Annotated in this window: 9 protein-coding genes; all 9 read left to right on the top strand. The window is 71.9% G+C overall.

Annotation, left to right across the window (positions count from 1 at the left end):
• Window positions 1-100 precede the first annotated feature (100 nt).
• The 9 genes from uxaC (at window position 101) to EDD32_RS16665 (ending at window position 13,403) form a co-directional block, all read left to right on the top strand.
• Entirely contained in the window at window positions 101-1,525 is a 1,425-nt protein-coding gene (gene uxaC, locus EDD32_RS16705) for a glucuronate isomerase (protein WP_123919294.1), read from the top strand.
• Window positions 1,522-2,910 carry a mannitol dehydrogenase family protein gene (locus EDD32_RS16700; protein ID WP_211338872.1) on the top strand — a complete coding sequence of 463 codons (1,389 nt, stop codon included), beginning with the start codon at window positions 1,522-1,524 and terminating at the stop codon, window positions 2,908-2,910. The genes uxaC and EDD32_RS16700 overlap by 4 nt, the downstream gene beginning before the upstream one ends.
• Before the next feature lie 366 nt (window positions 2,911-3,276).
• A complete protein-coding gene (locus EDD32_RS16695) occupies window positions 3,277-4,317 on the top strand; it encodes a TRAP transporter substrate-binding protein (RefSeq protein WP_246006191.1) in 1,041 nt (346 codons plus the stop codon).
• Window positions 4,318-4,357: 40 nt separating this feature from the next.
• The gene (locus EDD32_RS16690; RefSeq protein WP_123919292.1) at window positions 4,358-4,870 is read left to right on the top strand and encodes a TRAP transporter small permease; all 513 of its coding nucleotides are present in this window, start codon (window positions 4,358-4,360) and stop codon (window positions 4,868-4,870) included.
• Complete coding sequence (locus tag EDD32_RS16685; RefSeq protein WP_123919290.1) at window positions 4,870-6,186, top strand: TRAP transporter large permease; 1,317 nt, start codon at window positions 4,870-4,872, stop codon at window positions 6,184-6,186. Before EDD32_RS16690 ends, EDD32_RS16685 begins: the two co-directional genes overlap by 1 nt.
• Window positions 6,187-6,248: 62 nt before the next feature.
• Window positions 6,249-6,827 carry a MarR family winged helix-turn-helix transcriptional regulator gene (locus EDD32_RS16680; protein ID WP_246006190.1) on the top strand — a complete coding sequence of 193 codons (579 nt, stop codon included), beginning with the start codon at window positions 6,249-6,251 and terminating at the stop codon, window positions 6,825-6,827.
• Between the two features lie 70 nt (window positions 6,828-6,897).
• Window positions 6,898-8,274, top strand: coding sequence for a Na+/H+ antiporter NhaA (nhaA, locus tag EDD32_RS16675; RefSeq protein ID WP_211338871.1), 1,377 nt, complete (start codon window positions 6,898-6,900; stop codon window positions 8,272-8,274).
• A gap of 273 nt (window positions 8,275-8,547) precedes the next feature.
• Window positions 8,548-11,460, top strand: a complete 2,913-nt coding sequence (leuS, locus tag EDD32_RS16670) for a leucine--tRNA ligase (RefSeq protein WP_123919288.1) — start codon at window positions 8,548-8,550, stop codon at window positions 11,458-11,460.
• A gap of 257 nt (window positions 11,461-11,717) precedes the next feature.
• Complete coding sequence (locus tag EDD32_RS16665; RefSeq protein ID WP_123919286.1) at window positions 11,718-13,403, top strand: carbon starvation CstA family protein; 1,686 nt, start codon at window positions 11,718-11,720, stop codon at window positions 13,401-13,403.
• The last annotated feature ends 2 nt before the right edge of the window (window positions 13,404-13,405 follow it).

The following is a 13,405-nucleotide window of genomic DNA, read 5'->3' as shown; positions in this document are numbered from 1 at the left end:
GGCGCTGACCCGCGCGCTCGGGACCGGGGTGACGGCGCGGACGTCTGGCAACACCCGGCAACACGTTGCCGCACGGTGGGGCCGCCAGGACGATGACAGCATGGCCACCACCGACGATGACGTCCTCCACGTCCACCCCGACCGCCTCCTCCCCGCGGACCCCACGCTCCGGCCCCTGGCCCGCGAGCTGTACGAGTCCGTCAAGGACCTGCCGATCATCTCCCCGCACGGGCACGTCCCGCCGCAGTGGCTGGCCGACGACGAGCCGTTCGCGGACCCGACCTCCCTCCTCATCAGCCCCGACCACTACATCAACCGGCTCCTGCACGCCTCCGGCGTCGACCTCGCCGACCTCGGTGCCGGCGGCCGTGAGCTGACCCCCGAGCAGAGCCGCCGGGCCTTCCACCTGCTGTGCGAGCACTGGAAGGTCTACCGCGGCACGCCGATGAAGTTCTGGTTCGAGTCGGTGCTCTCCGACGTGTTCGGCATCGCCCTCGTTCCCTCGGAGCGGACGGCCGACGAGATCTACGACCGGATCACCGCCGCCATCGCCACCCCCGAGTTCCGCCCCCGCGCCCTGTACCAGCGCTTCGGTATCGAGTTCCTCGCCACCACGGACGACCCCGCCGACGACCTGCGCCACCACGCCAAGCTCGCCGCCGACGAGACGTGGACGGGGACGGTCGCCCCGACCTTGCGGCCCGACAAGTACCTCGAGCCGGCTACGCCCGCATGGAACTCCCTGGTCGACACCCTGGGCCAGGTCGCCGGGGTCGACACCGGCACCTACGCCGGCTGGGTCGAGGCGATGGAGAACCGCCGCGCGTTCTTCAAGGCCCACGGGGCCGTCTCCTCCGACCACTCCCACCGCGACGCCCGCGCCGAGAGGCTCGACGACGCGGAGGCACAGCGCCTGTACGCCCGGGCCCGCGCCGGCGAGATCACCCCGACGGAGGGCGACACGCTGCGCCGCCACTTCGTCTTCCAGCAGGCTCGCATGGCCTCCGAGGACGGCCTGGTCATGACCATGCACCCGGGTGTCGTGCGCAACCACCACACGCCCACCCTGGACGCCCACGGTGCCGACGTCGGCGCCGACATCCCGATGGCCGTGGAGTTCTCCGAGGCGCTCAAGCCCGTGCTCTCGGCCTTCGGCACGGCGCCGAACTTCCAGCTCGTGCTGTTCACCATCGACGAGACGGTCTACTCCCGTGAGCTCGCCCCCCTGGCGGGCTTCTACCCCTCGGTCTACGTCGGGGCCCCGTGGTGGTTCATCGACGAGGCCGAGGGCATCAAGCGCTACCGCCGCTCGATCACCGGCTCCGCGGGGTTCAGCCGCACGTCGGGCTTCATCGACGACACGCGGGCCTTCCTCTCGATCCCGGCCCGGCACGACATGAACCGGCGGATCGACTCGGCGTTCCTCGCCGAGCTCGTCGCGGACCACCGGCTGACCATGGCCGAGGCGCTCGACAGCGCCTACGACCTCGTCGTCACCCAGCCCAGGAAGGCGTTCAAGCTGTGAGCAACGAACGACTGACCCGCCGTCACCACGGCCGGCCCGCAGCGCCGGTGCGGATCGTGCACCTCGGCGTCGGCAACTTCACCCGCGCCCACCAGGCCTGGTACACCGAGCACGCCCCGGACGCGGGGGAGTGGGGGATCGCCGCGTTCACCGGCCGGCGACCCGACACCGCCGAGGCGCTGGGCCCCCAGGACGGGCTCTACACGCTCATCACCCGGCACGCCGACGGCGACTCCTTCGAGATCATCAGCACGCTCTCCGCCGTCCACCCGGCGACGGACGCCGCCGCCTTCCTGAACTACCTCCGCGCCCCGCAGACGGCGATCATCACCACCACCGTCACCGAGGCGGGCTACATGCGCGGGCCAGACGGCCACCTCGCCGTCGGCGACCCGGACGTGGCCTCGGACGTGGAGACGCTCCGGGCCGACCCGACCACGCCGGTGCGCACGACTCCGGCCCGGCTCGTGGCCGGGTTCCTCGCCCGCCGCGAGGCGGGGGCCGGTGCCATCACGGTGCTGCCCTGCGACAACCTCCCGGACAACGGGCCCACCTTCCGCGGCGTCGTCGTCGAGCTGGCCGAGCTCGTCGACCCGTCGCTCACCGGCTGGATGGACGAGAACGTCTCCTGGGCGACCTCGATGGTCGACCGGATCACCCCGGCGACGACCGACGCCGAGCGCGACGCCGTGCGGGAGAGCCAGGGCTACGACGACGCGTCCCCGGTACCCACCGAGCCGTTCAGCGAGTGGGTCGTCTCCGGGGAGTTCCCGGCCGGCCGGCCGGCGTGGGAGGAGGCCGGGGTGAAGGTCGTCGACGACGTGCACCCCTTCGAGCAGCGCAAGCTCTGGATGCTCAACGGCTCGCACTCGCTCATGGCCTACGCCGCGACGATCCTCGGGCACGAGACCGTCGCCGACGCCATCGCCGACCCCGTCGTGCGGGGCTGGGTGGAGGACTGGTGGGACGTGGCGGGCGAGCACCTGAGTGTGCCGGCCGACGACGTCGCCCGGTACCGCGCCGCCCTGCTGGACCGCTACTCCAACCCGCGCGTGCGTCACCTCCTCGCGCAGATCGCCGCGGACGGCTCCCAGAAGGTCCCCGTCCGCATCCTGCCGGCGCTGCGGCTCGAGCGCGCCGCCGGCCGGCTCCCCGCCGGCCCGGTCCGAGCCCTGGCTGCCTGGGTCCTGCACCTGCAGGGGCACGGCGCGCCGGTCAAGGACACCCGCGAGGCGGAGGTCGTCGCGGCCGCGCAGGGAGGGGTTGCCGACGCCGTGCGCGCCCTCCTGGAGATGCTCGGACCGGACCTGCTGCCCGACGACGAGCTCGTGGCCGCCGTCGCCGAGCGGGCCGAGGAGGTCCTGGCGGCGCGCACGGGCCACTGACCCGAGCAGTCCTCACCACCACGCCGGAGGGCGCGGTGAGTCACGTGGCTCACCGCGCCCTCCGGCGACCCTGCGCCCTCCGGCGACCCTGCGCCATCCGGCGCCTCCGCGCCCCTGCGCCCTGGCGTCCCCGCGCCCTCCGGCGACCGGCCCGCGTCAACCCTTCCGCGGCAGAAGGCAAGGAGTGGCAACTGATTGCCGCTCGATTCGGCCGTGTGGGTGAATCAGGGCGTCCCCACCTCACCGGGGGTGGCGCCCAGCCCTCAGGCCGGCGCCGGACGGCACGGATGCCTCACCACCGCGACATCCCGGTCCCCGGGGCCGCTTCACACTGATCGCTCATCGCTGAGCAGAAGAGGAACACCCATGATGCGCACGAAGACCCTCACGATGGCCGCCCTGGCCACCGCCACCGCGCTCACCCTCGCCGCGTGCGGCGGCGGGGAGACCTCCGGCGACGGCGAGACCGCCGCCGCGGGCGGGGACGGCGGCGGCGCCACGATGCGCCTGGCCCTGAACCAGACCGAGGAGCACCCCTCGTTCATCGCCCTGGACAACTTCGGCCAGCGCCTCGAGGAGGCCACCGAGGGCCGCTACAGCATCGACGTCTACCCCAACGAGACCCTCGGCGCACAGGCCGAGGCCCTCCAGCTCGTCTCCGACGGCTCGGTGGACATGGCGATCGTCTCGGGCACGCAGCTGGAGAACCTCAACGAGGACTTCCTCGTCTTCAACCTGCCCAAGGTCTTCGACGACGTCGAGCACCAGATGCGCGTCGTCAACGACGAGGCGATCGTCGGCGACCTGTACGCCTCGCTCGAGGAGTCCAACAACGTCACCGTCCTGGGCGGATTCACGCAGGGCGCCCGTAGCGTCTACACCACCGACGGCCCGATCGAGACGCCGGCGGACCTGGCCGGGAAGAAGCTGCGCGTGCAGGAGTCCGACCTGCACATCGCCATGGCCGAGGCCATGGGCGCCTCCGCCACACCGATGGCCTTCGGCGAGCTCTACACCGGCCTGCAGTCCGGCGTCGTCGACGCGGCCGAGAACAACGAGGTCTCGTTCTGGACCCAGAAGCACTACGAGGTCGCCCCCTACTGGTCCTACACCAACCACCTGGTCGGCCTGGACTACCTCATCATCAACTCCGACCTCCTCGCCGAGATGTCGGAGGAGGACCGCGCCGCGTTCGACGCCGAGTGGACCGCCGCGTACGAGGAGCACACCGAGCTCTGGGCCACCGCCACCGAGGAGGCCATCGCGAACGCCAAGGCCGGCGGCGCCACGTTCACCGAGGTCGACGAGGCCGCCTTCGCCGAGGTCCTCGAGCCCCTCGCCGAGGAGTTCATCACCTCCGAGAGCCAGCAGGCCCTCTACGACGCCGCCCGCGCCGCGGCCGAGTGACCTCCCGCGGCCCGTCACCCACTGAAAGGAGGTGCTACCCGTGACCACCCTCAAGAAGGGCCTGGACAAGGTCCTCGCCACGATCTCCGTGACACTCTTCGCCGTGCTGGTCCTCGTCGTGGTCTGGCAGGTCTTCTCCCGCCAGGTCGTCGGCAACCCGAGCACGTGGTCCGAGGAGCTCGCCCGTCAGACGTTCGTCTGGCTCGGCCTGTTCGCCGCCGCGTACGTCTTCGGCGAGCGCGGCCACATCGCGGTCGAGTTCGTCGTCCGGCTCTTCCCCGAGAAGGTGGAGCGGGTCATCGCCATGGCCGTCCAGGTCCTCATCATCATCTTCGCGGTGGTGGTGCTGGTCTGGGGCGGGTGGCGGGCCGCCCAGGGTGCGATGGGGCAGAACCTCAGCGCGCTGCCGTTCACCATCGGGCAGATGTACCTGGCCCTGCCGATCTCCGGGCTGTTCGTCGCGTTCTACGCGATCTACCACCTCCAGGGGATCGCCCGGGGCACCGAGCCGGCCTACGCCGGCCTCGAGGCAGCCGACGAGGAGGCCGTGTGATGGACACGAACACCGTCGCGGGACTCATCCTGCTCTTCGGCATCATCCTCGGGATCGTCGCCTCCGTGCCGATCGCCGTCACCGTGGGGCTGTCCTCGCTCGGCGCGGCCATCGTGCTCCTCGGCACCGACCAGGCGGTACTCGTCTCCGCACAGCGGATGTTCACCGGCATCAACTCCTTCCCGCTGCTGGCGATCCCCTTCTTCGTGCTCGCCGGCGTCCTCATGAACAACGGCGGCATCGCCGGGCGGCTCATCGACGCCGCGAAGGTGCTCACCGGGCGCATGCCGGCCTCTCTCGCCCAGACCAACGTCGTGGCGAACGCCATGTTCGGTGCCGTCTCCGGCGCGGCCGTCGCCGCCGCCGCGGCGGTCGGCACCGTCATGACCCCCCGGATGCGCAAGGACGGCTACGAGCGGACCTTCGCCGCCGCCGTCAACGTGGCCTCCGCCCCGGCCGGGATGCTCATCCCGCCGAGCAACACCTTCATCGTGTACTCGCTGGTGTCGTCCACCTCGATCGCGGCGCTGTTCATGGCCGGGGTCGGACCGGGCCTCGTGTGGACGGTCGCCGTCATGGCGATGGTCTACGTCTACGCCCGCCGCCAGCCCGGCCGGCTGCGCTCGAGCGACCACCCGACGTTCGCCCAGGCCGTTCTGGTCCTGTGGAAGGCCGTGCCGTCGATGCTCATGATCATCGTCGTCGTGGGCGGCATCCTGGCCGGGTTCTTCACCGCGACGGAGTCGGCCGCCATTGCGGTCGTCTACAGCCTCGTCCTCGGATTCGTCTACCGGGCCCTGCACGTGCGGGACCTGCCGCGGATCCTGCTCGACTCGGCCCGCACGACGGCGATCGTCATGCTCCTCGTGGGCGTCTCCACCGCGCTGTCCTTCGTCATGTCGTTCGCGCGGATCCCGGATCTCATCTCCGAGGCCGTCCTCGGGCTCACCAGCAGCCCGACGGTGATCCTCGTCCTCATGATGGTGATCCTCCTCGTCGTCGGCACGTTCATGGACCCCACGCCGGCGATCCTCATCTTCACGCCGATCTTCCTGCCGATCGTCATGGAGTTCGGGGTCGACCCGATCCACTTCGGCACGATGATCGTCTACAACCTCTCCCTCGGGGTGATCACCCCACCGGTGGGCAACGTGCTCTTCGTCGGCGCCCGGGTGGCGGGGCTGCGCATCGAGCCGGTGGTGAGCAAGCTCTGGCCGTTCCTCGTCTCGCTCGTGCTCGGCCTGTTCGTGGTCGTGTTCATCCCCGCGATCTCGATGTGGCTGCCCGAGGCGATGGGTCTGGTCGCGGCCGGCTGACCCGTCCGGGACGCGACGTACCGGCACGGTCTTGACGGGGCCGTGCCGGTACGTTTGCGTCCATGGGTGACCAGCCGGCCGCGCAGCAGCACCCGGGGGAGCAGGGGTCCCCCGAGATGGTCGAGCACCCCGCGCAGCGGAACCGGGCGGTGGGCGACCACGGCGGGGGCGGCGAGGAGTCGCCCCGCCTGGCCGCCGAGGCGTGGGAGTCGCTCTTCCGGGCCCAGTCCACCCTCATGAAGCGCTTCGAGCGGGCCGGCGACTTCGCGCCCCTGCGCGCCCGGGAGTACGACGTGCTGTTCACGCTCAGCCGGGCGGGCGGCACACGGATGCGGCTGCGCGACCTCAACGAGGAGGTGTTCCTCAGCCAGCCCAGCCTCAGCCGGATGGTCGACCGGCTCGTCGAGCGCGGCCTGCTGGCGCGCGAGCCCGCGCCCGACGACGGCCGCGGCGTCCTGGTCTCGCTCACGGAGGCGGGGGCCCAGATGCAGCGGAGCATCGGGCGCAAGCACGTGCGCACCATCGCGGCGCACGTCGGCGGGGCGCTGAGCGCGGAGGAGCTGCGCACCCTCACCGCGCTCACCACCCGCCTCCGGGCCGCCCAGCGGGACGGGCGTGCGGGCGCCCCGCCCCTCACGTAACCTGAACCGCGGTGTGCCGGGAAGTCTGGTCGGCGACTCTCTCGCCGACCCACCAGGAAGGGACCCACCCGTGCCCGGAGTCCAGCACCACGTACCGACCCTCCACCCGCACGACCGCCGGGGCCTGAAGGCGCGCCTCCAGGACGAGCGGTTCGCCGGCGCCCTGCTCCTCGTCGGTGCCGTGGTCGCGCTCGTGTGGGCGAACTCGCCGTGGCGCGAGAGCTACCACGCCCTGACCGGGACGGTCGTCGGGCCCGCCGCGCTGCGCCTCGACCTCTCCCTCGGCACGTGGGCGGCCGACGGGCTGCTCGCGATCTTCTTCTTCGTCGTGGGCCTGGAGCTCAAGACCGAGTTCGTCACCGGGTCGCTGCGCAAGTTCTCCCACGCGCTGCTGCCCATGCTCGCCGCCGTGCTGGGCATGGCCGTGCCCGCCCTCATCTACGCCGGCGTCCAGGCCTTCACCGACTCCGGCGGCGGCCGCGGCTGGGCGATCCCCACCGCCACCGACATCGCCTTCGCCCTGGCTCTCCTCGGGATCTTCGGCCGCGGGCTTCCCCCCGCCGTGCGGGTCTTCCTCATGACCCTCGCCGTCGTCGACGACCTCCTCGCGATCACCGTGATCGCGGTGTTCTACACCGAGGAGATCCACTTCCTGCCCCTCGCCGGGGCCCTCGCGGTCATCGCCGTCTTCGCCGCCGCCGTCCAGCGCCGCGTCCACGCCTGGTGGGTGCTCGTCCCGCTCGCTCTCGTCGCCTGGGTGCTCATGCACGAGTCGGGCGTGCACGCCACGGTCGCCGGTGTCCTCCTGGGCATGAGCGTGCCCGCCCGCACCCGCGGCGGCGAGCACGAGTCGATGACCCACGCCTTCGTCGACCGGGTCCAGCCGTGGTCGGCCGGGCTCGTCCTGCCGGTGTTCGCGTTCTTCGCCGCCGGTGTGTCGGTGGTCGACTCCGGCGGCCTCGGCGACGTCCTGGGCGACCCCATCTCCATCGGTGTCATGGCCGGCCTCGTCCTCGGCAAGCCGCTGGGCATCTGGGGCGGGGTCGCCCTCATCGTGCGCACCACCCGCCTCAAGCTCGGGAACGGGATGGACCTGCCGGACCTCGCCGGGGTGAGCATGCTCGCCGGGATCGGGTTCACCGTGTCGCTCCTCATCGCCGAGCTGTCCTTCGGCTCGACCGCCGAGGGCGACCACGCCAAGTTCGCCGTGATCCTCGCGTCGGTGATCTCGGCGGCCGCCGGAGCGGTCGCCCTGCGGCTGCGCGCCCGCACCCGTATCCGTGGGCGCGCCGCCGAGGAGTCCGAGCACGCCGAGCTGCACCACGGCTCCGCCGGCAGCGACCGGCTCGAGCACCCCGCCCGCCCCGCCGAGCACCCCGAGCGCCGCGACGGACGCCGCCGAGGCGCCTCCCGGCCCACCACCCGGGGCACCGGCCGGCGTCCCTGAGTCCCAAGCGGCCCGCACCGCTGACCTGTCGCCCCACTGCCGAGGCGGTCCCCGGTCACCCGCAGCCGGGCCGTCCGCCGGACACGCGCGGGTCCGTCGTGACTTGTGCCCGCCGGGCCCCCGCCTGGCTGCGATAGCCTGGGCCCATGACGACCGTGGTGCTCCTGACGCGGCCGCGCTGACCCCAGCGGCGCTCAGGCGCCGCCTCAGCGCGGCTGACCTCCCGTGACCGGGAGGTCTTGTCATGTCAGGAGCCACGAAGGACGAGGGACGATGAGCCAGCACGACGACGCACCCGGGGCGCAGACCCCCCACCGCTACACCGCCGCGCTGGCGGGGACGATCGAGGAGCGGTGGCAGGACCGCTGGGACGAGCTCGGCACCTTCCACGCCGACAACCCCACCGGCGACCTCGCGGGCGACGCGGCGGGGGAGAAGTTCTACCTCCTGGACATGTTCCCCTACCCCTCGGGCAAGGGCCTGCACGTGGGCCACCCGCTGGGCTACATCGCCACGGACGTCGTGGGGCGCTACCACCGCATGAAGGGCAAGAACGTCCTGCACACCCTCGGCTACGACGCGTTCGGCCTGCCGGCCGAGCAGTACGCCGTGCAGACCGGCCAGCACCCCCGGGTGACGACCGAGGAGAACATCGTCAACATGCGCCGCCAGCTGCGGCGCCTGGGCCTGGGCCACGACCAGCGCCGCACCTTCGCCACCACCGACCCCGACTACGTGCGCTGGACGCAGTGGATCTTCCTGCAGATCTACGGCTCCTTCTACGACGCCGACGCCCCCCGGGCCGACGGCGGGACCGGACGTGCCCGGCCCGTCACCGAGCTCGAGGCGGAGCTCGCGGCCGGCACCCGGCCCACGCCCGACGGCCGCCCCTGGGCCGAGCTGTCCCCGGGCGAGCGGGCCGACGTCGTCGACTCCTTCCGCCTGGCCTACATCACCGAGGCGCCGGTGAACTGGTGCCCCGGGCTCGGCACCGTCCTGGCCAACGAGGAGGTCACGGCCGACGGCCGCTCCGAGCGCGGCAACTACCCGGTGTTCAAGCGCAGCCTGCGCCAGTGGAACATGCGGATCACCGCCTACGCGGACCGTCTCGTCGACGACCTCGACACGATCGACTGGCCCGAGAAGGTCCGCTCGATGCAGCGCAACTGGATCGGCCGCTCCACGGGCGCGCACGTCGACTTCGCCGTGCCCGGGTCCGACGAACCGCTGACGGTCTTCACCACCCGACCCGACACGCTCTTCGGCGCCACCTTCATGGTGGTCTCGCCCGAGCACCCGCTGCTCCACGACGGCGCCGTGCCGGCCGCGTGGCCGGCGGGCACCAAGGACGTCTGGACCGGCGGCGCCGCCGACCCGCGCGCGGCGGTGCGCGCCTACGCCGAGGCCGCCGCCGCGAAGACCGACATCGAGCGGCAGGACCCGGAGCGGCCCAAGACCGGGGTGTTCACCGGCATCTACGCCACCAACCCCGTCAACGGCGCCGAGGTGCCGCTGTTCGTGGCCGACTACGTCCTCATGGGCTACGGCACGGGCGCGATCATGGCCGTGCCCGGCGGCGACGAGCGCGACTTCGCCTTCGCGCAGGCGTACGAGCTGCCCGTGATCCACACGGTCGCCCCGCCCGAGGGCTTCGAGGGCGGCGCGTACTCCGGCGACGGGACGGTCGTGAACTCCGCCGGCCCGTCGCTCTCCCTCGACGGCCTCGACGTCGTGGCGGCCAAGGACGCCATGGTCGCCTGGCTCGAGGAGAACGGCGCCGGGCGCGGCGCCACGACCTACCGGCTCCGCGACTGGCTCTTCTCCCGCCAGCGCTACTGGGGCGAGCCCTTCCCCGTGGTCTACGACGACGAGGGCCGCGCGCACGCCCTGCCCGAGGCGATGCTGCCGGTGGACCTGCCCGAGGTGCCGGACTACTCCCCGCGCACCTTCGAGCCCGACGACGCCCTCTCCTCGCCCGAGCCCCCCCTGGGCCGCGCGACCGACTGGGTGCGCGTCGAGCTCGACCTGGGCGACGGCCCGCGCACCTACACCCGCGACACCAACACCATGCCCAACTGGGCGGGGTCGTGCTGGTACGAGCTGCGCTACCTCGACCCGCGCAACGACCAGGCCCTGGTCGACCCCGAGATCGAGCGGTACTGGATGGGGCCGCGGCCGGCGACGACCGCCGCCGACGGCACGGCCGTGGCAGCCAACGTCTCCGGCGGCGCGGACCTGTACGTCGGCGGCGTCGAGCACGCCGTCCTGCACCTGCTCTACGCCCGGTTCTGGCACAAGGTCCTGTTCGACCTCGGTCACGTCTCGAGCTCGGAGCCGTTCCACAAGCTCTTCAACCAGGGCTACATCCAGGCCTACGCCTACGCCGACGCCCGCGGGCAGTACGTGCCCGCCGACGAGGTCGAGGAGGCCGCCGACGCCGCCGGCGAGCCGACCTTCACCTGGCAGGGCGAGGAGGTCTTCCGCGAGTACGGGAAGATGGGCAAGTCCCTCAAGAACATCGTCACGCCCGACGACATGTACGCCACGTACGGGGCGGACACCTTCCGGGTGTACGAGATGTCGATGGGCCCCCTGGCCGACTCCCGGCCGTGGGACACCCGCGCCGTCGTCGGCTCGCAGCGGTTCCTCCAGCGGCTGTGGCGCAACGTCGTCGACGAGGTCGCCGGCGAGACGACCGTCGTCGAGACGGCCGCCGACGAGGCGACCCGTCGCCTGGTCGCCCGGACTGTCGCCGAGGTCGAGACCGAGATGTCCGCGATGCGCGTCAACACCGCGATCGCGCGCATGATCGTGCTCAACAACCACCTCACGGGCCTGGCGCAGGTGCCCCGCGAGGCGATCGAGCCGCTCGTCCTCATGGTCGCCCCCGTGGCCCCGCACATCGCCGAGGAGCTGTGGTCCCGTCTCGGGCACACGACCTCCCTGGCCCGGGAGCCCTTCCCGACGGCGGACCCGGCGCTGCTCGTCGAGGAAACGACCACGTGCGTCGTGCAGGTGGCGGGCAGGGTCCGCGACCGGCTCGAGGTGCCCGTCTCGATCGGCGAGGACGACCTGCGGGCCCTGGCGCTGCAGAGCCCGGCGGTGACCCGGGCCCTGGGCGGGAAGGACATCCGCACGGTCGTCGTGCGTGCGCCGAAGCTCGTCAACGTGGTGCCCTCCGGCTGAGCGCTGGTGTCCGGGCCTGCCGGCTGAGCGCGGAGGTCCGGAGTCCGCCGGCGGAACCAGTCGGTCGGCGGAGTCTGCCTGTTGGTGGGCCAGCCTCGCGCCGGCCTCGCGCGCCGGTCCAGCAGCGCCACGGCTCGCGTGCGTCAATCGCAGGGCTGCCGGTCCGATATCCTCCCCGCGACAACCGTCGTGGGCACCCGGCACGGGCCGGTGCGCCCGCACGACCCCGCTCGTCAAGGACGACAGATCGGAGCGACATGAATTCCGTGGTGCTGGCCCTCATCGGGGTCGCCATGATGATCACCGGCTATGCGCTGTACTCGAAGTTCCTCGCCCGACGCGTGTACCGGCTCAAGCCGGCATTCGCGACCCCCGCTCACGAGCATCGCGACGGCGTCGACTTCGTCCCGACCAACAAGTACGTGCTGTGGGGGCACCACTTCACGTCGGTCGCGGGCGCGGCCCCGATCGTGGGCCCCGCCGTGGCCGTCATCTGGGGCTGGCTGCCGGCCTTCCTGTGGGTGACGATCGGCACCGTCTTCTTCGCCGGGATGCACGACCTGGGCGCCCTGTGGGCGTCGGTGCGCAACAAGGGCCGCTCCATGGGCAGCCTCTCGGGCAACTACATCGGTCCGCGCGGGCGCAACCTCTTCCTCGTCGTGATCTTCCTGCTGCTGCTCATGGTCAACGCGGCGTTTGCCGTCGTCATCTCTAACCTTCTCGTCTCCACCCCGACCGCTGTCATCCCCACCTGGGGTGCGATCCTCGTGGCCCTCGCCGTCGGCCAGGCCATGTACCGGTTCAGGGTGAGCCTGCCCGTGGTCTCCGTCCTGGGCGTGGTGGCCCTGTACGCCCTCATCCTCGTCGGGGACCGTGTGCCCGTCGTCCTGCCCGAGACGATCCTCGGCCTGTCGGACAACTCCTTCTGGATCCTCGTGCTGTTCGTCTACGCGGGCATCGCCTCCGTCCTGCCGGTCTGGCTCCTGCTGCAGCCGCGCGACTACATCAACGGCCTGCAGCTCTTCATCGGCCTGGGCATCCTCTACGGCGCGGTGCTCGTGTCCGCCCCGACCGTCGTCGCGCCGGCCCTGAACACCAACCTGCCCGAGGGCACCCCGAACATCGTCCCGCTCCTCTTCGTCACCATCGCGTGCGGCGCCATCTCCGGATTCCACGGCATGGTCTCCTCGGGCACCTCCTCCAAGCAGCTCGACAAGGAGACCGACGCCCGGTTCGTCGGCTACTTCGGTGCCGTCGGCGAGGGCCTGCTGGCGCTCGGTGCGATCATCGCCACCACAGCCGGCTTCCGCACCCTTGCGGACTGGGAGGCCGTTTACAGCGCGTTCAACTCCGGCGGCGTCGCCGCGTTCGTCACCGGCGGCGGGTCGATCATCAACGCCGGGCTGGGTATCCCTGTCTCCCTCAGCGCCACCATCCTGGCGACCATGGCCGTTCTCTTCGCGGCGACCACCATGGACACCGGGGTGCGCCTGCAGCGCTTCGTCGTCCAGGAGGCCGCCGAGCTCGCCGGTATCCGCATCGGCAAGGGCGTGAGCACCGTCGTCGTCCTCGTCGTCGCTCTCGGACTGGCGTTCGGCGCCGGTGCCGACGGCTCCGGCGGCATGGTCATCTGGCCGCTGTTCGGCACCACCAACCAGCTGCTCGCCGGCCTGACGCTCTCGATCGTGGCCGTGATGCTGCTGCGCAAGGGACGCCCGGTGCTCCCGGTGCTCGTCCCGCTGGTGTTCGTGCTGTCGATGTCGGTCTTCGCGCTCGTTGTCCAGATCGGGACGTTCTACGCGGCCGGCAACTGGCTCCTGCTCGGGATGGACCTGGTCATCCTCGTCGCTGCCCTGTGGGTCATCGTCGAGGCCGGCCTGGCGATGGCCGCCGCCCGGCGCGCCCCCGCGGAGGAGGCCGTCGCGGAGTCGGCCCGGCACTGACC

This window comes from Georgenia muralis (assembly GCF_003814705.1).
In the GTDB taxonomy this organism is placed as follows: domain Bacteria; phylum Actinomycetota; class Actinomycetes; order Actinomycetales; family Actinomycetaceae; genus Georgenia; species Georgenia muralis.
Note: the sequence above shows the minus strand (reverse complement) of the source record. Positions and strands in the feature narration are given on the sequence as shown.

Bases quoted from the DNA above. Each gene is read 5' to 3' on its own strand.
- uxaC (WP_123919294.1), top strand. From the start codon at position 101: ATGGCCACCACCGACGATGACGTCCTCCACGTCCACCCCGACCGCCTC.
- EDD32_RS16685 (WP_123919290.1), top strand. From the start codon at position 4,870: ATGGACACGAACACCGTCGCGGGACTCATCCTGCTCTTCGGCATCATC.
- EDD32_RS16695 (WP_246006191.1), top strand. From the start codon at position 3,277: ATGATGCGCACGAAGACCCTCACGATGGCCGCCCTGGCCACCGCCACC.
- EDD32_RS16665 (WP_123919286.1), top strand. From the start codon at position 11,718: ATGAATTCCGTGGTGCTGGCCCTCATCGGGGTCGCCATGATGATCACC.
- EDD32_RS16680 (WP_246006190.1), top strand. From the start codon at position 6,249: ATGGGTGACCAGCCGGCCGCGCAGCAGCACCCGGGGGAGCAGGGGTCC.
- leuS (WP_123919288.1), top strand. From the start codon at position 8,548: ATGAGCCAGCACGACGACGCACCCGGGGCGCAGACCCCCCACCGCTAC.